General features: G+C 55.0%; 19 protein-coding genes and 1 tRNA gene. 14 read left to right on the top strand and 6 right to left on the bottom strand.

Annotation, left to right across the window (positions count from 1 at the left end):
* Position 1: 1 nt before the first annotated feature.
* The 4 genes from AACY26_RS16730 (at position 2) to AACY26_RS16715 (ending at position 4195) form a co-directional block, all read left to right on the top strand.
* Positions 2–904: a type II secretion system F family protein gene (locus AACY26_RS16730; RefSeq protein ID WP_339515742.1), complete on the top strand. Its 903-nt coding sequence runs from the start codon at positions 2–4 to the stop codon at positions 902–904.
* Positions 901–1689, top strand: coding sequence for a tetratricopeptide repeat protein (locus tag AACY26_RS16725; protein WP_339515741.1), 789 nt, complete (start codon positions 901–903; stop codon positions 1687–1689). Before AACY26_RS16730 ends, AACY26_RS16725 begins: the two co-directional genes overlap by 4 nt.
* Positions 1686–1988 carry a DUF3613 domain-containing protein gene (locus AACY26_RS16720; RefSeq protein ID WP_339515740.1) on the top strand — a complete coding sequence of 101 codons (303 nt, stop codon included), beginning with the start codon at positions 1686–1688 and terminating at the stop codon, positions 1986–1988. Before AACY26_RS16725 ends, AACY26_RS16720 begins: the two co-directional genes overlap by 4 nt.
* Before the next feature lie 137 nt (positions 1989–2125).
* Positions 2126–4195: a pilus assembly protein TadG-related protein gene (locus AACY26_RS16715; RefSeq protein ID WP_339515739.1), complete on the top strand. Its 2070-nt coding sequence runs from the start codon at positions 2126–2128 to the stop codon at positions 4193–4195.
* 86 nt (positions 4196–4281) lie between these two features.
* Here AACY26_RS16715 and AACY26_RS16710 read toward each other — a convergent pair whose 3' ends face one another.
* Positions 4282–5058 carry a response regulator transcription factor gene (locus AACY26_RS16710; RefSeq protein WP_339515738.1) on the bottom strand — a complete coding sequence of 259 codons (777 nt, stop codon included), beginning with the start codon at positions 5056–5058 and terminating at the stop codon, positions 4282–4284.
* 149 nt (positions 5059–5207) lie between these two features.
* The gene (locus AACY26_RS16705) at positions 5208–5684 is read right to left on the bottom strand and encodes a prepilin peptidase (RefSeq protein WP_339515737.1); all 477 of its coding nucleotides are present in this window, start codon (positions 5682–5684) and stop codon (positions 5208–5210) included.
* A gap of 128 nt (positions 5685–5812) precedes the next feature.
* On the opposite strand from AACY26_RS16705, the gene AACY26_RS16700 reads away from it, so the two are divergent.
* From AACY26_RS16700 to AACY26_RS16660, 9 genes are all read left to right on the top strand, one after another.
* On the top strand, positions 5813–6256 hold the full coding sequence (locus AACY26_RS16700) for a TadE/TadG family type IV pilus assembly protein (protein ID WP_339515736.1): 444 nt from the start codon (positions 5813–5815) through the stop codon (positions 6254–6256).
* A 9-nt stretch (positions 6257–6265) separates the two neighbouring features.
* Positions 6266–9019: a PAS domain-containing protein gene (locus AACY26_RS16695; RefSeq protein ID WP_339515735.1), complete on the top strand. Its 2754-nt coding sequence runs from the start codon at positions 6266–6268 to the stop codon at positions 9017–9019.
* A gap of 122 nt (positions 9020–9141) precedes the next feature.
* Positions 9142–12222 (top strand): formate dehydrogenase-N subunit alpha, encoded by a 3081-nt coding sequence (gene fdnG, locus AACY26_RS16690; RefSeq protein WP_339515734.1) that lies wholly within the window; start codon positions 9142–9144, stop codon positions 12220–12222.
* Between the two features lie 10 nt (positions 12223–12232).
* Positions 12233–13162 carry a formate dehydrogenase subunit beta gene (gene fdxH / locus AACY26_RS16685; protein WP_339515733.1) on the top strand — a complete coding sequence of 310 codons (930 nt, stop codon included), beginning with the start codon at positions 12233–12235 and terminating at the stop codon, positions 13160–13162.
* A gap of 58 nt (positions 13163–13220) precedes the next feature.
* A complete protein-coding gene (locus tag AACY26_RS16680) occupies positions 13221–13850 on the top strand; it encodes a formate dehydrogenase subunit gamma (protein ID WP_339515732.1) in 630 nt (209 codons plus the stop codon).
* 87 nt (positions 13851–13937) lie between these two features.
* The gene (fdhE, locus tag AACY26_RS16675) at positions 13938–14867 is read left to right on the top strand and encodes a formate dehydrogenase accessory protein FdhE (protein ID WP_339515731.1); all 930 of its coding nucleotides are present in this window, start codon (positions 13938–13940) and stop codon (positions 14865–14867) included.
* A gap of 41 nt (positions 14868–14908) precedes the next feature.
* Positions 14909–16309, top strand: coding sequence for an L-seryl-tRNA(Sec) selenium transferase (gene selA, locus AACY26_RS16670; protein ID WP_339515730.1), 1401 nt, complete (start codon positions 14909–14911; stop codon positions 16307–16309).
* Between the two features lie 3 nt (positions 16310–16312).
* A complete protein-coding gene (gene selB / locus AACY26_RS16665) occupies positions 16313–18220 on the top strand; it encodes a selenocysteine-specific translation elongation factor (RefSeq protein ID WP_339515729.1) in 1908 nt (635 codons plus the stop codon).
* A gap of 36 nt (positions 18221–18256) precedes the next feature.
* Complete coding sequence (locus AACY26_RS16660; protein ID WP_339515728.1) at positions 18257–18796, top strand: metal-dependent hydrolase; 540 nt, start codon at positions 18257–18259, stop codon at positions 18794–18796.
* An 84-nt stretch (positions 18797–18880) separates the two neighbouring features.
* Here AACY26_RS16660 and AACY26_RS16655 read toward each other — a convergent pair whose 3' ends face one another.
* The gene (locus AACY26_RS16655; RefSeq protein ID WP_339515727.1) at positions 18881–19441 is read right to left on the bottom strand and encodes a hypothetical protein; all 561 of its coding nucleotides are present in this window, start codon (positions 19439–19441) and stop codon (positions 18881–18883) included.
* Positions 19442–19639: 198 nt separating this feature from the next.
* Between AACY26_RS16655 and AACY26_RS16650 the strand changes: the two genes are divergently transcribed.
* Positions 19640–19735: transfer RNA gene (locus AACY26_RS16650), tRNA-Sec, on the top strand.
* Between the two features lie 127 nt (positions 19736–19862).
* Here the strand turns inward: AACY26_RS16650 and AACY26_RS16645 are convergent.
* From AACY26_RS16645 to AACY26_RS16635, 3 genes are all read right to left on the bottom strand, one after another.
* Positions 19863–20150, bottom strand: a complete 288-nt coding sequence (locus AACY26_RS16645; protein ID WP_339515726.1) for a hypothetical protein — start codon at positions 20148–20150, stop codon at positions 19863–19865.
* A 165-nt stretch (positions 20151–20315) separates the two neighbouring features.
* Complete coding sequence (locus AACY26_RS16640) at positions 20316–21200, bottom strand: hypothetical protein (protein ID WP_339515725.1); 885 nt, start codon at positions 21198–21200, stop codon at positions 20316–20318.
* A 56-nt stretch (positions 21201–21256) separates the two neighbouring features.
* Entirely contained in the window at positions 21257–22207 is a 951-nt protein-coding gene (locus AACY26_RS16635) for a hypothetical protein (protein ID WP_339515724.1), read from the bottom strand.
* Positions 22208–22513: the final 306 nt, after the last annotated feature.

Raw genomic sequence — 22513 nt, 5'->3', positions numbered from 1 at the left:
GATGGCCTGGGCTGTGATGGTCTTGCTGCTGTCCATATCAGCTGTCTTGTTGATTGCCAACGCCGTGCAGCAACAACGGGTGCGGGCGGTGGTTGCCAAGCGCCTGGTCGGTGGTCGCGAGCAAGCTCAGCACAAGCACCGGCGCGGCGATGCACTTATCCAGCAGCTCGGTCGCAGTGGTGTGGGGCGCAAGTTGCTCAGCCTCGATGGCGAGACACATATATTGCTCAACCGTATCGGCTGGCGCCGAGCCAACCAGCGGGCGTTTTATATGGCCTGCCAATTACTCCTGCCATTCCTTATGTTGGGGCTGGTGGTGCTGGTGATTTCATTCTTGGCGCAGCCCCCGGAGAAAGCCTGGGTGTACTGGATTCTGGCCCTGGGTTGCGGCTTTCTATTGCCCAAACGGGTGCTCGCTATGGCAGCGGCCCGGCGTCAACAGCAACTGATCAATGAGGTCTCCATATTCATTCCGCTGTTGCGCATTCTATTTGATGCCGGCTTGACGGTTGAGCAGTCACTTCGGGTTATCAGCCTGGAAAGTAAAAAGTTGCTGCCTGTGCTTACCACTGAGCTCGATGCAGTGCTCAAGCATGTTGATTCAGGGTTGGAGCTTGCCGACGAACTTAGCGTCATGGGCAAGCAACTGGATGTCGATGAGCTGAGCGACAGCCTGGCGATTCTGCAGCAACTGATTCGCCAGGGCGGCGGGGCAATGAGTTCTCTGCTGGCGCTGAAAAAGCTGCTTGATGAGCGCCGCCTGACCAATCTTCAGGAATACATCTCCAAGCTGTCAGGGAAGATGTCAGTGGTGATGATGCTGTTTCTGTTTCCTGCATTGCTGATTGTCCTTGCCGGACCAGGCATGAGCGCAATAGGCCGCGCACTTGGAGGTATTTCATGAAGTTGGCAATAGTGTTTGGCAGCGCGTTGTGCGCCGCGGTGTTAAGTGGCTGTACGGCGAATCAGGTAATGCCGGGGTATGCCGCAGACAATGCTCAGGGCTGCGCCAACAAACCCAGCCAGGAACAGGAGTTGGCGCTGAACTTGGCCAAAGAAATGGCGGATGAAGGGCGGCTGTATGCGGCCTTGGCTAACTTGCAGGGGTTGCCGCAATCCTCGCCAGAGGTGCGCTTGCGCCAGGCGCGGATCATGCGCAGCATTGGTCGCGGAGAAGCCCAGGCGCTCTATGAAAGCCTGATCGGAACCTGCCTGAGCGCCGCCGGCGAGCAAGGCCTTGGGCAACTTGCCGCCGCACGAGGTGATCAGGTCGAGGCCATGCAGCGACTCGAACGCGCCGCAGCTTTGGCACCCACCGACGCCAAGATTCGCAATGACCTCGGCGTGGTCTACCTCACCCAAAAGCGTACCGACGATGCCCGCTTTGAGTTTCTGACCGCCGTTGAGTTGAGCCAGTCGGACAGCCTGCCAGCGACCAACCTGCTGGCCCTGTTGTTTGTGGAAAACAAGTCGCAGCAAGCGGCTGATTTGGTTTCCCGCCTGCACCTGAGTGCTGCGCAGGTTCGTGAAGCGTTGCAGCGCTCTGAACAGTTGAAATCTGCTGCAACCCCGCTGCCATTGGCTAGCCAGGATGGCGCAAGTGATTCGACTGGTGGCTCAGCCGCTGTCACATCCGTAGGTGTTATTGGCGAGGCCGTCAGCCTCATTCAACAGGACATCCAACCATGAATAGCTCATCAATAAAGCATCTGGCGACTTGCGGTTTGTTTACGCTGGGCCTGCTCATGCCTGTTCCTTCACCGGCTGAGGAAGCGGCGACCACCAAGCCGATACCGCAAAATTCCAAGACCGAAAGTTGGTTGGCTATCCAGCGTGACGGACGGGCTGCGTCCATGAAATTGCAAACCGCGACCCCGGCCGAGCGTGAACTGGCTTACCAGCGCTGGCTCGACAGTTACAGCCACCCGATCCCCGAGTTTTTCGAACAAGAACAGGGTGGGAAAATGTCAACGGGAGGCAGCAACTAGTAGGCGGACGAGCTGCAGGTGCCACATCCGCCAAGTAGGGCGGACAACGCTTGTTTTGTCCGCCATCTAGACGATGAATAGATATGACGATGGTGGACAAGTTGCACTTGTCACACCCTACGGGCAGGAGCGATAGCATGGCTAGCAGGCGTTCTCCTCAACATATACTGAGCTATCAACGCCAGCGCGGTGCTATTGGCATCATGGCAGCGCTGGTGATGCTGATGGCGCTTACTTTCCTGATGCTGGCAATCGACACGGGCCGCCTGTATCTGGAGAAACGCAGCCTCCAGCGCGTGGCAGACATGGCGGCTTTGGAAGCGGTGCTGCGTGATGGAAATTGCCAAGCGGGGGGCGGGGCAACGACCGCGCAAAGCTATGCGGCCGAGAACGCGCAAGTGCGCAATGGCTTCACCCTTGATACCCAGCGCACCTTGGTTGCCACATGCGGAAATGTCGATGAAAGTGGCAGCCGCCGCAGCTTTCTTGCCGACGCCACGGGCAGTGCGATTAAAGTCGATGCCCGTCGCGAGGTGCCCGCCAGCCTTATTCTGGGCGGACTGTTTGGCGAACAGGTGACTATTGCTGCCCAAGCCGTTGCTGCCAAGCGTGAGCCGCTTGCCGCATTGACCTTGCGCACCACGCTGGCAACGGTGGATTCCACCCAGTCACCGCTGCTTAACGCACTGATTGGTGGCCTGCTCGGTGGTTCAGTCAATCTCTCGGCCGCGGGCTGGGACGGCTTGGCCAAGAGCCAGATAAATCTGTTGGACTACCTCGACCAACTGGCAATCAACCAGGGCATTACGGTGGGGGATTATCAGTCGTTGCTCGATGAAAACCTGTCGCTCGGCACCTTGCTCGATGTTGCCGCCACAACGCTGCAGCAGGCGGGAACCAGCGCTGATCTGGATGCGGCGATTGCGGGGCTCAATGCCCTTTCCGCAGTGGTGCCAGCCGCCTCGCCACTGTTGCAACTGGGCGAGCTGATCAATGTTCAAAGCGCCACGCAAAAGGCAGGGCTAGATACCGCGCTCAACCTTCTGCAGTTGGTTCAGGGCACGGTCGAGCTGGCCAACAGTAAAAGCGCAGCCGTTGCCAGCCTGCCCATTACGGTGCCGGGGCTGACCAATGTCACCCTGAATATCAAAGTCATCGAACCGCCACAGTTGTCGGCGATTGGTAACCCCGAACTGGCCATAGCGGACCCCTACGGGCCGAATCAGATTGCCGTGCGCTCGGCGCAAATCCGCACCGCACTGAGTATTGATTTGAGTGGGACGACCACTACTTTGGACAGTATTTTACAGCCCTCGGCTGCCACTTCGTCTGTTGGCAGCTTTTTGAATAGCGTACTCAACCTTAACTTGCTCGGGGCAGTCGGTGATCTGGTGCAGGGAATCCTTTGTGGGCCATGCGCAAGTAAAAGCATCAGCGCTGCACAGGTACTGCCTGGAGGTCGAATTGATGTGATGCTGGATGTCGCCGAGGCGCAAGCACGGGTTACGGATTTCAGCTGCACAAGCAACACCGATAAGAGCCTTGAAGTCGATGTGACGACATCCGCCTTGAACCTGGCGGTCGGGCAATTGGGTGATGATCCGGCCGATGTTCGGGATAAGGTATTCAACTCGCCAAACTTACCTGTCGCGGCGCCATTGGCCTTGGTCAAGCTGGGTGAGCAACGAGTCAGGCCAACATCTTGCCTGCTTACAATTTGCTTCGATCCTCAGTGGCAAACAACCAGCGGAAGCTGGGTTTCCGACCGCAAGCAAGCTGCATTTACCGTTCGTTCCGGACTCGGCCTCACCCTTAATTCAAGCGTTATAGGCAGTGGGATAAATGCGCCTTCTTTGCTTTTTAGCGCGCCAAACGCAAACGAACTGCCAAATGTGGGTGAGACGCCTTATTACAAGTCTGCCAACGCCAATAACAATGTGGCGGGTAGCTTAGCTACTACCTTGGCGGGTATCGATTTAGAGCCCTATTCCAGTAGCAGTCCTGGTTTGCTTGGTGGCTTGATAACGACTTCAGTGGGCCTTATCAGCTCACTGCTGGGTAGTCTGGAAGGTGTAATTCAGGGTGTACTTGCGCCGCTGGTTGATCCTTTGGTCAACACCTTGCTCAACGGTCTGGGCATTGAGCTGGCCAAAGCCGATGTTGGCGCAAACCTGACCTGCGGCAGTCGCGCCGAGTTACTGCTATGAGCCTCGGTGCGCGCCGTTTTCAGGTTGACTCAGGCTCTACGAATCAGCAGGTCAAAGGACAGCTGCGCGCTCGGCGCAGTGGTCCTTTAGTGAGCGACTACCGCAGAGCCTTCACTCTTTCGATTAGGCGACAACGCCAGCGCCAATTGCGTGCGATTGTGCATGTGGGTCAGGCGCAGAACTTGCGACACATAGAGTTTTACCGTGTTTTCGGTAATCCCCAGTTCGCAAGCGATCTGATAGTTGGTCAAGCCCTTGCCAATCAGGCGTGCGACTTCCAGTTGGCGCGGAGACAATTGATTGAAGTGCGCCGGGATTGCATCAGCACATTCTGTGGCAGGGTTGGGTTCAGTCTGGCCAAAGTGGCTGCGCATCTGGTGCAGGTCCAGATGCAACTCGCCGATCGACTCAGCCAAAAAATGCAGTTTCTGGTTCATCTGGTCGAGCTTGGCGCCATCGTCGAGGCGCTCCTGCAAGTGTCGTTCAAGGCGTCGGACCGCCCGGCCAACTTCATCCATATTGATGGGTTTTTGATAGAAGTCGGCAACGCCTGCGCGCATAGCCGCGACCACATCCTGAGTTTCGGTTTGGCCCGTGAAAATGATCGCTTCGAACTGGCGATTACCGTCGTAGGTCTTCTCCAAGGTACTGATCAGGCTGATGCCATTTTTCCCCGGCAAGTGCAAATCGCTCAGCACAATGCCGATTTGCGGGTCGGCGCAGAACAATTCGATTGCCTCGTGCGCACTGTGACAGCCAATGCAGGTGTAACCACTGTGGCTAAGAAACTCACAAAGCTCGTCAACGATATCCGGCTCGTCATCCACGACGAGGAGTTTAATCAAGCGTTGATGCCTTTCCATGTCAACTCATCCAGTCATTTTAGTTTTTTTAACATCGATGTTGTGTTTGCAGCTAAAGCCCATGCGACAAGCAGTGAATGCTCAAGATTGCATCTTTCAAGCAGTCAGTACGTTCGTCCCATACTTAAGGTATAGCACTTTGTCTGTATTCAGAAAGTTTTAGTCAGAATAAGAGATGTCAAAAATCCGCCAAAAAGAAATAGCCCGTAGGGATAAGCCGATTTGGAGTGAGGCTGCAGATATTTGAGTCGCTCTTGGGTTGAGCGGCTGAGAGTAGGCCAAGTTTTCTGGGCGACTGCCGCCCAAGCGAGAAGAAGGATGCCCGCGGCGGCAATCGTTATCAGCAGTATCTGGCTGTTGCCGCAAAGGCCGATGAATATCAAAAGTTTGACGTCTGCCGCCCCCAGCTTGTTAAGCATGTAACCGGGCAGGCTAAGCAATACGGCGAAAGCCGCGGCAATAAAGGCTTCTACGGCGGTGTAGCCGAGCAGGCTTTGATCGCGTAGCAGCAAATAGAAAAGGGCGAAGGCAATGCCACCGAATGTCAGCCAATTGGAAATGCGCTTTTTCTGGACATCCTGCAAGGCGCAAATCGCCAGCCAGATTAGCAATATGGCGGTATTCATTAATGGTTGAGCCTTGTAGGTTGAGGAATAGTAAGTGGTACGTTAGTGCCAGATGTTTAGATGCTCTACAAATCGGATTAAATCTTCAACCCTGAATAAATGCTGGGCATGTAGTGGAGGCACCGAAAATGAAACATATTGTTGCCAGGGCATCTGCTCGCCGCCAGAGGGGAGCCGCCGCGATTGAATTTGCATTGGTGTTCGTACTGTTCTTCGCCATTTTCTACGGCACCGTTAGTTATAGCCTGCCATTGTTGATGATGCAGTCATTTAACAACGCCTCAGCCGAGGCTGTGCGCCAAGCCGTGGGCCTGGTGCCGGGGCAGGCGGATTACCAGCAAGAAGCCTTGACCGTGATTGATCAACAATTGAGCTGGATGCCCAGTTCGAGCCGTGATCTGGTTGCAGTCGTTATCACGCCACCGGGCGCCGATGGCGTGATGAGCGTGCGTATCAGTTATCCGTACAACGCAAACCCGCTGGTGCCATTTCTTGTCATTCCGGGCATTGGGCGGTTACCAAACTTACCGGACGACCTTGTCGCAACCGCTAGCATCAAGCTGAATAATTAAGGAAAGGCCATGGCGAGCTGGTTTGGCTTTAATCCAAAAAATGATCTGACTGCCAGTAATCAAACCCCCGCTGATACCGAGCCGCAGCCGTCAGTAAATATGCCGCCAAGTCCGGCGGGGTTGAGCCTGTTTCTGGACACTCAAGGCTTGGTCACAGGCATTGCCGGGCCATTGGCCGTGCGCCTGGCCGTCACGGCAACACAGCGCCCGCTCAATGATTACCTATGCAACAGTTCAGCATTGGCTGCTGATATTCCGAGCTATCAACAGCAACTGCTTGAGCTTGATTTCGATGGGCGTGGCGGCTCGGTTATGACTCTGCGGGGCTGGCTGCAAGCCCATGCGGAAGGCTGGCTGCTGCAGTTATTGGATGTGTCTGATCTGGTCGAGCAGGCACGTAGCAGCGACCTGCGTCGCCATGTGCTGGCCGAGGCCGCCGACTTCGCTCAGCGTTTGGGTTATCAGTCAGGCGAGCGGTTGCAGACAGCAACGGTCGAAGTGCTCTGCGAGTTGCGTCAAAGGCTGCGAATCCCCAGCGTGGCGATTGCTCTGCGCGACAAGGCTGGCGAGTGGCGGGTCTATGCCCAGCAAAACGCTTACAACAGCCAGGTGTGGCGTGATGAGCAGGCGCTGGGGCGGGTGTTTGATGATTTATCGCAGGCCAGTCCACAGCAGCTGAGCGCGCTGACATTAACCAAGCATCCTGGGCTTCAGGTGTTGTTTCCCCAAGGGCTTGGCTTTATCACGCCTTATCAGCATCAAGGGCTTACAACTGCCTGGCTGCTCTGTGCAGGTTTTGACGCCCAACTCCATGCCCCCGCGTTGCAGGTTACCGACTGGACGCGGTTATTTGACCAGATTGGCGGCGCCTTGACCGCGCGTATACAGGCTTTGCAACAGGCCCACCAGCAAGATCGACAAAGCGCGTTGCAGGGGTTGCTTGGCGCCGGTTGGTGGACATTCAATAGTCACGACCAGCGCTTGCAGTTGGCGCCAGAACTAGCGGCAGCGCTTGGGGTTGAGCTTGCTGGCGAGCTTGAGTTGTCGGCTTGGCTTGAGCGCATTCATGGCAGTGACCGCGACGAGTTTCGCGTGCGCCTCAATCGTTTGGTTGAGGGCGGGCAGAGCTTTATCCAGTGCCTGCGTCTGCAGGTTGCTGACAAGGTCGAAAGCTATAGCTGGTATCGCCTGCAAGCCCTGGCCAAGGGGGCTGGTAAAAATCTGCGCATTTATGGCTTCTTGATCGATATCAGCGATATCAAGGAACAGCAGGCCAAGGCCTCGCAAGCACATGAGCGCTTAAGCAACCTGATCGCCAGCGCGCCAGCGGTGATTTACGTGCAGCGTCACGACGATGGGGCTTTGCAGCTGGAGTTCTGCAGCGACAGTTTGCAGCCCTTGCTGGGCTGGAGCCTGGCCGAGTTGCAAGCAGGCTTGCTCGCCGAAATAGTCCATCCGGATGACCACGAAATCTTCTTTGACCGTGCACGGCAATTGCTGCGCAACGGCGCTGTCAGTTGTCGCTATCGCTTGCGTGATCGCCAAGGCCAATACCATTGGTTGTTGGATGAGTCGAAGCTGCTGCGCGATGAGCTGGGACGACCACGTGAAGCCGTCGGCCTGTGGCTGGATATTACCGAGGCCACGCTTGCAGCCGAGCGCATCCGTGAAAGTGAAGAGCGCTATCGAATTCTGGTCGAGGATTCGCCAGCGATGATTTGCCGTTATATGCCGGACCTGACGCTCAACTTCGCCAACCGGCCGTTAGCGGATTACCTGGAACGCAGCACTGAGCAGCTTATTGGTGCCAACCTTGGCGAGTGGCTCTCTGCCGAACAGCGAGAGGCCTTTGCGCAACGCCTGCTTGGCCTCACGCCCGAGCAGCCGATCAGCACCGCTGAAATATGCATGCAGTTGCCGGGGCGTGAGCATGCCTGGTGGGTGTGGGCCGATCGCGGAATTTTTGATGAGCAAGGCAACCTGCTTGAAGTGCAGGCCGTTGGCCGCGACAACACCGAGGTACGCAAGGCTCAACAGCAACTGTTTCAAGGCGCCAAGATGGCCACGCTTGGCGAGATGGCCACCGGCATGGCCCATGAGTTGAATCAGCCGCTGAATGTGATGCGCATGGCTGTGGCCAATACCCTGAAACGCATCTCTGCGGGCGAGGTGCCTGCCGAATACCTGGAAGACAAGCTGAAGCGGATTGAGGCGCAGGTGCTGCGCGCGGCGAGGATTGTCGATCACATGCGCGTGTTCGGGCGCCGCTCCGAGGCTGAACATGCCTTGTTTGACCCCATGCAGGCAATCGAGGGTGCCATGTCGCTGCTGCGCGATGGCTTGTTGGGCAAGGGTGTCGAACTGCAGTTTGCGCCGGTGGATTTCAGGGTCAGGGTCAGTGGTCATGGCGATCAACTTGAGCAAGTGTTGATCAACCTCATGGTCAATGCGCGGGACGCGCTGTTCTCGCGCCTGGAGCGTGAATCCGACTTCGCCCCGCGCATTGCGTTGTCCGCTACTTTATTGCCCGAAGGGGTGCTGATTGAGGTGCAGGACAACGCGGGGGGTATAGAACCGCGCTTGCTTGAACGCATCTTCGAGCCGTTCTTTACCACTAAACCGGCGGGCAAAGGCACGGGGTTGGGGTTGTCGGTCAGCTTCGGCATTATCGAGCAAATGGGAGGGCAGTTAAGGGCTTTCAATCGCGAGGAGGGTGCCTGTTTCAGCATTCTGTTACCGCCCGCTTTAAACCCCAGCCCATAGTATGGCTAGCCATACAAAAGATCTGTCTCCTGCTGGTAAATAATCAGGCACAAGCTAGTCTTCATGATGCTACGTTCCGGCAATGTATCGGGACGACAACTGCCTGATGCAGGAGAATCACGATGGATATGAATCGTCGACAGTTCTTCAAGGTCTGCGCTGTAGGCCTTGGAACGTCGAGCCTAGCGGCGTTGGGGGTTGCACCGCCCAATGCCTATGCCGACCAGATACGCCATTTTAAACTGGCGCGTACGATCGAGACGCGCAACACCTGCCCATATTGCTCGGTCGGTTGCGGCCTGATCATGTATAGCCAGGGCGACGCCGCGAAGAACGTTGCGCAAAATATTATCCATATCGAAGGTGACTCTGATCACCCGGTCAACCGTGGCACCCTTTGCCCTAAAGGCGCTGGGCTGCTCGACTTCGTTCACAGTGAAAGCCGCTTGAAGGTCCCGCAAGTGCGTGAGGCCGGTTTCAACGAGTGGAAAGAACTCGAGTGGGACGAAGCGCTTGAGCGCATCTCCAAGCACATGAAGGCGGATCGTGACGCCAACTTCATCGAAACCAACGAGCAAGGCCAAAGGGTCAATCGCTGGTTGAGCACAGGTTTTCTCGCGGCGTCGGCATCGTCCAACGAAGCAGGCTACATCACTCACAAGGTGGTGCGTTCACTCGGCATATTAGGATTCGATAACCAAGCACGTGTCTGACACGGCCCGACGGTGGCAAGTCTTGCCCCGACGTTTGGCCGCGGCGCCATGACCAATCACTGGACCGACATCAAGAATGCCGATCTGGTCTTGATCATGGGTGGCAACGCTGCTGAAGCGCATCCGTGCGGCTTCAAATGGGTGACCGAAGCCAAGGCGCATAACAACGCCAAGCTGATTGTGGTCGATCCGCGCTTTACCCGTTCCGCCTCGGTGGCGGACCTGTATGCGCCTATTCGTACCGGCTCGGATATCGCCTTCCTTGGCGGGCTGATCTACTACCTGATCGAAAACGACAAGTACCAGCACGAGTACGTCCGTAACTACACCGACGTCAGCTTTATCGTGCGCGAAGGTTATGACTTCGAGGCCGGTTTCTTTAGCGGCTATGACGAAGCCAAGCGTGGCTATCCGGACAAATCTGGCTGGGGCTACGAGATTGGCGAGGATGGTTTCGCCAAGGTTGACCCGACCTTGAGTCATCCACGCTGCGTATTCAACCTGTTGAAGAAGCATTACAGCCGCTATACGCCGGATATGGTCAGCAGCATTTGCGGCACGCCGAAAACCCAGATGATGCAGGTTTGGGACACCATCGCCGAAACCTCGGCGCCGGGCAAAGTCATGACCATCATGTACGCGCTCGGCTGGACCCAGCATTCAACCGGCTCGCAGATGATTCGTGCTGGCGCCATGTTGCAGCTGCTATTGGGCAATATTGGTATGCCTGGCGGCGGCATGAACGCCTTGCGCGGTCACTCCAATATCCAGGGGCTGACTGACCTTGGCTTGCTTTCAAACTTGCTGCCGGGCTATCTGACGCTACCCAGTGATGCCGAGCAGGACTACGCAGGCTACATCGCCAAACGCACCAGTAAACCGCTGCGTCCGGGACAACTTTCATACTGGCAGAATTACGAGAAGTTTCATGTCAGCCTGATGAAGGCCTGGTACGGCAAAAACGTCAGCGCGGAAAACAATTGGGGCTACGACTGGTTGCCCAAGCTCGATGCGCCAGCACCGGGTTACGATGTGCTGAAAGTCTTCGACATGATGTACCAAGGCAAGGTCAATGGTTACTTCTGTCAGGGCTTCAATCCGATTGCCTCGTTCCCGAACAAGGCCAAGATTGGTGCGGCGCTGGCCAAGCTCAAGTACCTTGTCATCATGGACCCGCTGGCGACTGAGACTTCTGAGTTCTGGCGCAACGTCGATGAATTCAACGACGTCAATACCGCGGATATCCAGACCGAAGTGTTCCGCCTGCCAACCTCATGCTTTGCCGAGGAGGACGGCTCGCTGGTCAACAGTGGCCGTTGGCTGCAGTGGCACTGGAAGGGCGCGGAGCCACCGGGCAAGGCACGCACTGATATCCAGATCATGGCTGGTTTGTATCACCGCCTACGGGATATGTATGCCAAGGACGGCGGTAAATTCCCGGCCCCGATCCTTAATCTTGACTGGCCATACTTGCAGCCGGATGAACCCTCGGCGGAAGAACTCGCCAAGGAGTATTCAGGCAAGGCGATAACCGACCTGACCGACCCCGCAACGGGTGCATTGCTGGTCAAAGGCGGTGATCAGCTGGCAGGCTTTGCGCAGCTGCGCGCCGACGGCAGCACATCCAGCGGTTGTTGGTTGTTCTGCGGCTCCTGGACCCAGCAGGGCAACCAGATGGCGCGGCGTGACAACTCCGATCCGTACGGCATCGGCCAAACCCTTGGCTGGGCGTGGTCGTGGCCTGCCAACCGGCGGATTCTCTACAACCGTGCCTCTGCCGATGTATCTGGCAAACCGTGGCAAGGCCTGAAAAAGCCGCTGGTGTTCTGGAATGGCAAGTCATGGGGCGGCGCCGATGTGCCGGACTTCAAGGCTGACTCACCGCCAGAGGCGGGGATGAATCCGTTCATCATGAACCCGGAAGGGGTGGCGCGATTCTTTGCCGTCGACAAGATGGCCGAGGGCCCGTTCCCGGAACATTACGAACCCTTTGAAACGCCGATTGGGCGCAACCCGCTGCATCCTGACGACCCCCGTGTCACCAGCAACCCCGCTGCGCGGGTGTTCAAAGGTGACATGGAACTGTTCGGTAGCGCGGCGGATTTCCCCTATGCCGCAACGACCTACCGCCTGACTGAGCACTTCCACTTCTGGACCAAGCACTGCCGCCTGAACGCGATTGTGCAGCCCGAACAGTTTGTGGAAATCAGCGAGGTCTTGGGTAAGGAGTTGGGTATCGCCGCTGGCGATTGGGTCAAGGTATCGAGCAACCGTGGCTACATCAAGGCGGTTGCGGTGGTCACCAAGCGCCTCAAGCCACTGACGGTCGATGGTAAAACCGTGCACCAGATCGGTATCCCGATTCACTGGGGGTTCTCCGGCGCGGCGCGCAATGGTTACCTGACCAACACCCTGACTCCCTTCGTTGGTGACGCCAATACGCAAACGCCGGAGTTCAAGTCCTTCCTCGTCAACGTGGAAAAGGCATAGGAGCTGACGCATGGCTACTCAAGACATCATCGCCCGCTCCGCCACCACGACCCATTCGCCGTCCATCCGGCAGATTGACGAGGTGGCCAAACTCATCGACGTGTCCAAGTGTATCGGCTGCAAGGCTTGCCAGGTGGCGTGCTCGGAATGGAACGACCTGCGTGACGAGGTCGGCCATAACCACGGCACCTACGAAAGCCCGGCAGACCTGAGCGCCGACTCCTGGACCCTGATGCGTTTTGCCGAGCACGAAGACGAAGCAGGCAAGCTCGAATGGTTGATCCGCAAGGACGGCTGCATGCACTGCGCCGAACCGGGTTGCCTGACCGCGTGCCCGAGCCCGGGGGCGATTGTGCAATACGCCAACGGTATCGTCGATTTCAATCAGGACCACTGCATCGGTTGCGGTTACTGCATCACCGGTTGCCCATTTGATGTGCCGCGTATCTCGAAAAAAGATAACAAAGCCTACAAATGCAGCCTCTGTTCAGACCGTGTTGGCGTAGGCCAGGAGCCGGCCTGCGTCAAAACCTGTCCGACTGGCGCGATTGTCTTCGGCACCAAGGAAGACATGAAGGATCACGCCGCCGAGCGCATCGTCGACCTCAAGTCACGCGGTTACGAAAACGCCGGTTTGTATGACCCGCCAGGTGTCGGCGGCACCCATGTGATGTATGTGCTGCACCATGCTGACAAGCCAGCGCTCTACTCCGGCTTGCCTGCGGACCCTGCCATCAATCCGATGGTTCACGTCTGGAAGGGCGTGGCCAAACCCTTGGGATTGCTGGCGATGGGGGCGACTGCGCTGATCGGCTTCTTCCACTACCTGCGCGTTGGGCGCAACGTGGTTGAAGAAGATGAACCGGGTGCGACTGTCGATGCAGCCGTGCACAAGGTTGATCCAGCGGTGCATGAATTCGACCCTAAAGCCCCGCGCTGAGTGAAATGATCAACCTCTGCGACGGCGTTGCTCGTTGCAGAGGTTAGAAGGAGTCAAGATGAAACATGACATCCAACGCTACACCGCAGGCGAGCGCAGCAATCATTGGGCGGTCGCGATTCTGTTTGTCCTCGCGGGGTTATCGGGCCTGGCGCTGTTTCACCCGGCCTTGTTCTGGTTGAGTCACCTGTTTGGTGGCGGGCCATGGACGCGCATCTTGCATCCGTTTATCGGCATCGCCATGTTCCTGTTTTTTATCTGGCTGGTGATGCGCTTTATGAGCCACAACATGATCCATAAAAGGGACGTGCAGTGGCTCAAGCAAATGGGCGACGTGGTTGCTAATCGCGAAGGCAATATGCCGGAAGTCGGTCGCTACAACGGTGGCCAGAAGTTGCTGTTCTGGGTGTTGCTGGTGTGCATGTTGCTGTTGCTGGTGACCGGCATAGTGATCTGGCGCGAGTACTTCAGCCATCTGTTTGGCATCGACCTAATTCGCTTGTCTGTGCTGCTGCATGCGGTGGCTGCGCTGGTGCTGATTGTCAGCATCATCGTGCACATCTACGCCGGTATCTGGGTCAAGGGCTCGGTCGGCGCGATGCTTACCGGCTGGGTTAGCAAAGGCTGGGCGCGCAAGCATCACAGCCTTTGGTATAAAGAAGTCGAGAAGGGCGAGAACAAACATTGAGCCAAGGTGGCCATGCGGGTGCATTGCACTTGCATGGCGCCCGCTGTCATATGCACTCATCAAGCTGTTTTGCGAAAGGAGTCCTGCGTGCCAGGCAGAATATTAGAGCGCGGCGAAATCGAAGCGTCGGCAAATATCCCACCGTTTCTCAACCCTTGTACCCCTGCATTATTTCAGCGCCGTGCCGAGCGGTTTAAAACCCTTGCGCACAACCATCCACTGGGCGGTTATCTGTTGCTTATGGCGCAGCTTTGCGAAGCACAGCACCGTGCGCTCGCGGCGCTGCCTGCATTGCCGGGCCCAGACCAACGTGCGTTGGACCTGAGTCGTGAGCATCGCATGCCACCTCTGGCGTTCGAGGCATTGGTGCGTGGCGATGATTGGCTGCAAGCGCTGGATAAGGTGCTTGAGCAGTTTTCGACCCAGGACAATCCAGCCGTCTCTGCGGCGCTGAAGCAGTTGACCCAAGCGGACAGTGGCCAACGCAAGGCCTGGGCGGTGAACCTGTTAAGCGGCCAGTTTGATTTGCTGCCCGCCGCCGTGGTGCCATTTCTCGGTGCCGGGTTGCAGGTGGCGTTTACCCATTGGCTACTGGCGTTGCCTGAAGGCACCTTGTCCGAGCGTGAAAGCTGCACTCAATGTCCAGCCTGCGGCTCGCCACCCGTGGCGGGCATGATTCGTCATCGCGGCAAGCAGATTGGCTTGCGTTACCTGACCTGCTCGCTGTGTTCCTGTGAGTGGCATTACGTGCGGGTTAAATGCAGCCATTGTGAAGAGAGCAAGCAACTGGCCTACCTGTCGCGTCAGCTTGATGATGCAAAGCCCGAGGCCGCACCGATTCGTGCCGAGGTTTGCCCGAATTGTCAGGGCTACTTGAAACACTTCTACCTTGAATACGACAGCGAGGCAGATGCGTTGGCCGACGATCTGGCCAGCCTTGATCTGGATATGATGGTCGCGGACGCCGGTTATATGCGCCGCGCGCCAAACCTCTTGCTTGCCCCCGGCGCGGAATGAGAGCCTACACTGAGGTGTGCCCCATACGTTAAGGACGCTTGATGACGCCTGTTCGTCTACCTTCAGTCGACCGCTTGCTGCGCAGCCCGGCCATTGCCCCATTGCAACAGCGCTATGGCCGCGAAGCCATGCTCAGAACCCTTCGCGATTTGCTCGATGAGCTGCGCGAACCTGCGCAAAATGGTGCCTTGGCCGCCATTGAACTCAGCGAGGCGGTGCTGGCCGGGCGAGTCGGCGAGCGCCTTGCCGCGCAACACGCCAGTAAAATCCGCCGGGTATTCAACCTCACGGGCACCGTGTTGCACACCAATCTCGGCCGCGCCTTATTGCCGGAAGAGGCCATTGAAGCCGTCAGCCTCGCCGCGCGTTATCCGCTCAATCTTGAATTCGACCTGGCCACCGGCAAGCGCGGTGACCGTGATGACTTGATCACCGGTCTGATCCGCGAGCTGACCGGCGCCGAAGCGGTAACCGTGGTCAACAACAACGCCGCAGCGGTACTGCTAACCCTCAACAGCCTGGGCGCCCGCAAGGAAGGGGTGATCTCCCGTGGCGAGTTGATCGAGATCGGCGGCGCGTTTCGCATTCCCGACATCATGTCGCGCGCCGGGGTAAAACTGGTTGAGGTCGGCACCACCAATCGCACCCACGCCCGCGATTATGAAGCGGTGATCAACCCGCGCACCGGCTTGCTGATGCGCGTACACACCAGCAACTACAGCGTGCAAGGCTTCACCGCCAGTGTGCCGACGGCGCAGTTGGCTGACATTGCCCACGCCAACAACCTGCCGCTGCTTGAAGACCTGGGCAGCGGGACGCTGGTTGACCTGACCCGCTGGGGCTTGCCCAAAGAACCAACCGTGCAGGAAGCCCTGCGCGACGGCGCCGATATAGTCACCTTCAGCGGCGACAAACTCCTGGGCGGCCCGCAGGCTGGCTTGATTCTGGGCAGCCGTGAGCTGATCAACAAGATCAAGAAAAACCCGCTCAAACGTGCCTTGCGCGTTGATAAGCTGACCCTGGCTGCGCTGGAGGCCGTGCTTAATCTGTATCGCGATCCGGATAGCTTGGCCGAGCGTCTCACCAGCTTGCGTCTGCTCAGTCGTCCGCAGGCGCAAATCATGGCGCAGGCGCAACGGGTCGCCCCGCTGATCGCGCAACAGTTTGGCCAAGGCTGGCAAGTCTCGGTGCAAGCAGCCTTGGGCATGATCGGCAGCGGCGCTCAGCCGGTTGCACGCTTGCCCAGCGCAGCCATCTGCATTCGACCGCTGCAATCCAAGCGCCTGCGTGGCCGCGCGTTGCGCAGTCTGGAAGAAAACCTGCGTTGCTTGCCGATTCCGGTGCTCGGCCGTATTGACGATGACGCCTTGTGGCTGGACCTGCGCCAACTGGATGACGAGCCCGCATTCACCGCGCAGTTGCACCTGCTAATCGAGGAGTAAGCCTTGATCGTCGGCACGGCAGGGCACATCGACCACGGTAAAACCGCATTGCTGCAAGCGCTTACCGGCCAGCAGGGTGACAAACGCCCGGCTGAGCGCGAGCGCGGGATCACCATTGACCTGGGTTACCTCTACGCCGACCTGGGTGATGGCCAGCTCACCGGCTTTATTGATATGCCGGGCCACGAGCGTTTTGTGCATAACATGCTCGCCGGTTCCAGTGGTATTGATCTGCTGCTGTTGGTGGTCGCGGCGGATGATGGCGTCATGCCGCAAACCCGCGAGCATCTGGCGATTGCGCAGCTATTGGGCATCCGTCGCGCGATTGTGGCACTGAGCAAAATCGACCGGGTCGATAGCCAGCAAGTGATCAAGGTGCAGCAGCTAATCACACAACTGCTCAGTGCTGGCCCGCTTGCAGGTTCTGCGATCTATCCCGTATCGAGCGTTGCAGGTGACGGCATCGCTGAACTGCGTGAGGCGCTTAAAAACAGCGCGGAGCATGTGCAGCAGCGCAGTGTCAGCGGCTACTTTCGTTTGCCCGTTGACCGTGCATTCAGCGTTTCCGGGTCCGGTATTGTCGTCACGGGCACCGCCAAGGCCGGGCAGGTTGCGGTGGGTGATGAATTGACGCTCAGCCCCAGTGGCCGCAGCGTTCGCGTGCGCGGCATCCATGCACAAAACCAACAGGCGGAGCAGGCTATTGCCGGGCAACGCGTGGCGCTGAACATCACCGGCGAGCGCTTGGCCCTGGAGCATGTGCGCCGCGGTGATTGGCTGCTGACGCCAGCGCTGCATTCACCGACGACCCGCATTGATATCCAGCTCGAAATACTGCCCGGCGAAAGCCGAGACTTCAGCCACTGGACGCCGGTGCATGTGCATCTTGCAGCACAGGATGTCACCGGCCGTGTAGCGCTGCTGGAAGGTACCCAGGTCGAGCCGGGTAAAACCGCACTGGCGCAGATTCTGCTGAACGCTCCGGTGCATGCAGTGCATAACGACAGGCTGGTTTTACGCGACCAGTCGGCGCAGCGCACTGTGGCTGGCGGGCGTGTACTCGACCCATTTGCCCCGGCGCGAAACCGACGCTCCGAGCCACGCTTGGCGCAACTCAATAGCCTGCTGGTCGATGAGCTTGAAGGCGCTCTACCGGCGTTGCTGCAGCGCGCATTCAATGGTCTTGATCCAATACTCATTGAGCGTCAGTTCAATCAGCCTCGGGCATTGTGGGCGTTACCTGATGATGTGCTTGAAATCAGCACGCGACTCGGCCCCCGGTTATTCAGCCGCAGTGTTTGGCAGCAATTAACCGCGCAGTTGCTAGAAGGTTTACAGCGTTTTCATTCCGAGTGCCCGGATGAACTGGGCCCCGACCGTGATCGTCTGCGCCGTTACGCATTGCCTGCTCTTGAGCGCCCTGTGTTTATCAGCCTGCTCGAACAGCAGCTTGCATCTGGTACTGTCGCCAGTAGTGGCCCCTGGCTGCATCTGCCTGAACATCAGGTGCAACTTAGTGAGACCGATGAAGCCTTGCGCGAACAAATCTGGCCATTACTGATTGCAGGAAACTTTGACCCGCCTTGGGTACGCGACCTTGCCGGCACCCTGCAAAAAGACGAAGCCGATGTACGTTTGCTGCTGCGCAAACTGGCCAGGCTCGGACTGCTTCATCAGGTGGTCAAGGACCTGTTCTACCCCGAACAAACCCTGCGTCAACTCGCTGCAATCGCAGTGGCTATCGAACAACAAAACGGCTCAATCAAACCCGCTATCTGGCGCGACAGCCTGAACATCGGCCGCAAGCGCAGTATTCAATTACTCGAATACTTCGACCGGATTGGCTTCACCCGCAGACTGGTTGGCGAGCGCAGAATAAGGACGGATTCGGCCTTGGCAGAGATCAAGTAATACCTGCCAAACAGCGGATAAATTTAAGGAAAAATCATGGCCTCAGCCTTCGCCCACGCAGTGGTTCCACTGGTTGTCTACGCTGTTTTCAAAAGCCCGTCGATGAACCTGCGTTTGCTGGTATTGGCGATAGTTCTGGCCATCGCACCGGATGCAGATGTACTGGCTTTTAAATTCGGCATTGCCTATAGCTCGGAGTGGGGGCATCGGGGTTTTACCCATTCATTGTTTTTTGCTGGCTGCATAGCGGCTTTCTTCACGCTGTTCGCCAAGCCACTTAAATCAAAGCCCTGGGTCGTCTTCGCCATGTGCTTTATTGCCTGCGCTTCTCATGCGGCATTGGATGCGCTAACCAACGGCGGGCAGGGCGTAGCCTTGTACTGGCCGTTCAGTCTGGAACGTGTGTTTTTCGCGTTCAGACCGGTGCAGGTGTCGCCGATTGGGGTTGGCGCCTTCTTCACCGAAAGAGGGCTCAGGGTTATCGCCTCGGAAATGGTTTGGATTTTTCTTCCGGGGTTTGTAATCGGCTTGGTTGGGGTTTTTATCAGGCGGAAAATAGTGCCAGCGCCGCGTTAATCTGCAGTGGGCGATAAGCCCTGCGTTGGGATACGAGGCTTGTGAGGCTTGCCTTTGCCGTTTTTTCCAGCTCAGTGGCTGTGCTTAATCAGCAAGCGAAACCAGCAGATCTATAGTCGATAAGGGCAGGTAGATCAGGGTTATTGCGGCGTAGATTTTCCGTGACTTTGCCAAGAATGCCACGGTGGGCAAGGTGATCATCAAGACATCCAGCACCGCCCAGTACGCCAGCATGGGGCTGTGCAGAATAAATACGTTAAGGATAAAACCGAGCACCAGAAATGCTGACAGTGAAAGCAGGGCGTAGCGGCCGTCCTTCTCGAAATATACTTGCACACCATCGGCCTCATCCTCACTGCGGTTGGGTAGCAGCAAGGACGCCGTGATAAAAAGCATCAGTGTTAGCAGTACAAAGAAAATAAACTCTAAAAACGAAAAGCTATCCTCGAGCTTCGGCAACTGATTGATCGCCCACCAAAACTCAAGCTGAATCGAAAACAGCACAGCCGCCCAGACTATCGGCACCCAATCGATGGGCGTTGTATGGCGAATACGGAACAAGGTGACAAGCCCCGTCAGCAGCCGGGTCACCGACAGGCCAAGAATCATCGACAGAATGGTTGCGATTACTGGAAAGTTACTCAAATGTGCGGCTCTCGCAGTGGCTAGGCTGGTATTGGATAAATTAGGCGGTCCCGGTACTTATCTTAGCTGCGTATACGCCGTCCAATTGCAAAATGATTGCTACGGTTTTCAAGATTTTTGCATTGCGCTCGGATCAAGCTGCATTGATGGGGTATGCTCGGTTTGACGATTCAACGACGCGTTGAGACAGAGCAATATGGAAGGCAATCACGCCCGGTGGCGTGGCCGGGCTTCAAACCCGGTAGGGGACGGCAGCCGTTCCTAGGTAAGTTCGACTCTTACTGCCTTCCGCCATTTTCTGGCTTCAACCGAGGGTCGTAGAGGCAGGCGGTGCTTGAATCGAAGGTGCTCGAAATGTGGTTTGTTCTCCGCGAAGAAGATTTATTTTTCACCCTGAAGATTTAAAAAGTGAAAGTTAAACTTATCGTTGCTTGCATGCGTCAAGCTCAGCTTGAGTTTTAAGTTCTGTTTCGATGCCGAGTCTGTATTTGCAGTAATTGATCACTAGCTGTTTGAGTTCAGGGTCTAGCTGATTCAGCGTTTTATCATCACCATTGTTGGCGTAAATGTTTTCAAATTTTATATGATATGTTGGGTGTTTTTTAATGAAATAGACATTAGTAGAGTCGCCATCATCAAGTCGGCTGTAGTAACCAATGCTCATGATTCCGATTCCGGCGAGGAGCAGTACTGCAAGTAATTTTTTCATGAGGTTGCTGGCGGCAATAGTTGAGGGGATAACAGGGGCAGACTAAGGGTTGTTCAAAAACTCAGCTTGTAAAGCGTGGTCTGTCCCCTATTGTTATGTCCGTCGCATGAGATGGGTAAAACTCTCAAAAGCTAGTTCTGTGCAGCAGATGATTAATATCATAAGTTACCCTTTCCTAAAATGCATTAGTGTGGAAAGTGCTTTTGAAAGTTCTGCTTCATCTTTCAAAGCTTGCGAGAGTCGCTCAGATAGTTCGCCAAGAACAATCCGAATGCTAGTAGCCAATCCTAAACATTGGTCATCCGATAAGGTATGGACCCCTTCACTTAGTGCACCATAAAGCAATTTAATAGGACTATGGCCATTGATAAGAAGGCTTTCAGGCAAAAGATCTTTTGCCATATCAAGAGCTTTGCTAAACTGCGTTTCATTCACTGCCTGCCTCAAAAGCTCAACTTTCTCAGCTGGCGCAGAAAGCTTTTCTGAGACCTTAATTATTTCATTTAATATTCTGTTTTTTTGATTCTCTACTACTCTTCGATAATAAACAAATGCCCCTACCCCAAGGCCTTGGTTTTCGCATCGTCTTCCTTTAAGGAAATCATCTCTATCAGAGCCAATTAATTTCATTAACTTTGGCGGTGTTGGAGGCCCGAACGGTGGTGTTTCTCCAAGCTTATATAGCTCGCCTGTAGCGCCGTACTCCTCATCTAGCTTTATTGCAAGGGAAAATGTTTTTTCAGTCTCTTGACAGTTAGAGCACCTGTAAGTTACATAAGCATAAGTTTTAACTTCCCCTATTCGAATGCGCAAGCCAAAAACACATCGAAAAAAACGAATCCCATTGCAACTCTCACTCGGACAATGCAGTTGTATTTCAGGTGTTCGGAGTACATCGCGAGACACATTGTCAACTGGTTTGCGCTCTGATAAATCCAAAATTCGTGCTAGTTTATTGGGTGGAAAGCTTTCAAGGATCTCAGCAACTGTATAATCTTGGCGCTCTTCATCAGTACTCTCTTGATTGCTCTCATTGCTCTCATTGCTCATAGAATATTTTTCCTTAAGCTAAAATAATTAAGTAAGTTATTGTCCAGCTTTATAAATTACGAATCCGAATTTATTACCTTGCTAAAAGATATGCATTTATATATTTCATACTTACCTTCATGATTATTAGAATCTGTTAACACGTAGCTTGAGTTGGGGCCTACAAAAATTACTGCTTTATCTTTAAGCCAATCACCTTTGCATAAATGCGTCGAATTAAAGTCGGTTTTCAATGCAATTGACCTAACTATATTCTCTTGTGCTTCAGGAAATTGCATTATAATTCCGATAATAGAAGCGTACGCGCTAAAAGCCAAAACTACTGAAAAAATCATAGATTCTTTGCTTTTATGCTTGCCTGAAATATCGTTTACAAACTTTAATAACGTTACACCCACCAAAACAAGAAGTACGGGGAGCATAATTAGACAAAACAAGACAATTACATTAACTAAAATCATCGCAGCCAATGTAAAAGGAAAAAATCCAGGATCGATACCAAATACTGAGTTTACCTGCCCTGCGCTCTTAAAGCCTGCCCAATAAAGAACCGCTGAGGCAATTGCGCTTAATACCCATTTATTAGATAGTCGTGACTCTGAAAACTTATAAACACCATTCTCTTCTAAGAAAATAGACAACCCCCAAACCATTAGAGTTGCACCTAGGATGAGTAGCGGTAAAGGGAAGAAGATATCTTTAAGTAAAGCCATTAAAAACCAACAGGTCAACCCAGAATAAGACAACCACAATGCCATGCTGCTTTCAACTATCTCACCTTTGAAGGAAGGAATCTTACCTTTGATATGAGTTACTAGCGCACTGTATTCATCTTGGCTAGCTTTGATAAGATTTTTCGCTACTAAAAAAACGAGCATGGTAATACCTATCCAAGAAAATGTTGCTTTGATAGATAAAGGTGGCGTCAAGCTGTGTCCTGGGATAAAAACTAAAATAATTAGTAAAAATAAAAAAATGAATGCATGGGACAATTTTTTAAACTTCACGACTTTCCTTAAATATTTTTAACGTTTGGTTAATGAGATGACTTCAGTCAGCCCTGTGAACGAAGCTAAAGGTTTGAATCACCTGTTAGGGATTTAACACAGGGGTGATATCAGGGGACGGGCCACGATTTATTTTTCTGCTGCAAGCAGCAATATGGACTAATGCCAATGTGCCACACCATTCAGGCGGAGGATAGGCATCAAGAGTCTATGTGTCGAAAACGAAGGGCTTTTATGTGCAAATTCGAGCAGTACAAAAAGCTCAAACCCTTGCATTGAGCGGGTCAGTGCAGCAATTACATAGTA

Origin of the sequence: Pseudomonas sp. RL_15y_Pfl2_60, from assembly GCF_963970595.1 — a bacterium.
GTDB lineage: Bacteria > Pseudomonadota > Gammaproteobacteria > Pseudomonadales > Pseudomonadaceae > Aquipseudomonas.
This window is presented reverse-complemented; position numbering and strand designations above follow the sequence as displayed.

Excerpts from the sequence above, each read along its gene's own strand:
- AACY26_RS16730 (WP_339515742.1), top strand. The coding sequence starts at position 2 with ATGGCCTGGGCTGTGATGGTCTTGCTGCTGTCCATATCAGCTGTCTTG.
- AACY26_RS16725 (WP_339515741.1), top strand. The coding sequence starts at position 901 with ATGAAGTTGGCAATAGTGTTTGGCAGCGCGTTGTGCGCCGCGGTGTTA.
- AACY26_RS16720 (WP_339515740.1), top strand. The coding sequence starts at position 1,686 with ATGAATAGCTCATCAATAAAGCATCTGGCGACTTGCGGTTTGTTTACG.
- AACY26_RS16715 (WP_339515739.1), top strand. The coding sequence starts at position 2,126 with ATGGCTAGCAGGCGTTCTCCTCAACATATACTGAGCTATCAACGCCAG.
- AACY26_RS16710 (WP_339515738.1), bottom strand. The coding sequence starts at position 5,058 with ATGGAAAGGCATCAACGCTTGATTAAACTCCTCGTCGTGGATGACGAG.
- AACY26_RS16705 (WP_339515737.1), bottom strand. The coding sequence starts at position 5,684 with ATGAATACCGCCATATTGCTAATCTGGCTGGCGATTTGCGCCTTGCAG.
- AACY26_RS16700 (WP_339515736.1), top strand. The coding sequence starts at position 5,813 with ATGAAACATATTGTTGCCAGGGCATCTGCTCGCCGCCAGAGGGGAGCC.
- AACY26_RS16695 (WP_339515735.1), top strand. The coding sequence starts at position 6,266 with ATGGCGAGCTGGTTTGGCTTTAATCCAAAAAATGATCTGACTGCCAGT.
- fdxH (WP_339515733.1), top strand. The coding sequence starts at position 12,233 with ATGGCTACTCAAGACATCATCGCCCGCTCCGCCACCACGACCCATTCG.
- AACY26_RS16680 (WP_339515732.1), top strand. The coding sequence starts at position 13,221 with ATGAAACATGACATCCAACGCTACACCGCAGGCGAGCGCAGCAATCAT.
- selA (WP_339515730.1), top strand. The coding sequence starts at position 14,909 with ATGACGCCTGTTCGTCTACCTTCAGTCGACCGCTTGCTGCGCAGCCCG.
- AACY26_RS16660 (WP_339515728.1), top strand. The coding sequence starts at position 18,257 with ATGGCCTCAGCCTTCGCCCACGCAGTGGTTCCACTGGTTGTCTACGCT.
- AACY26_RS16645 (WP_339515726.1), bottom strand. The coding sequence starts at position 20,150 with ATGAAAAAATTACTTGCAGTACTGCTCCTCGCCGGAATCGGAATCATG.
- AACY26_RS16640 (WP_339515725.1), bottom strand. The coding sequence starts at position 21,200 with ATGAGCAATGAGAGCAATGAGAGCAATCAAGAGAGTACTGATGAAGAG.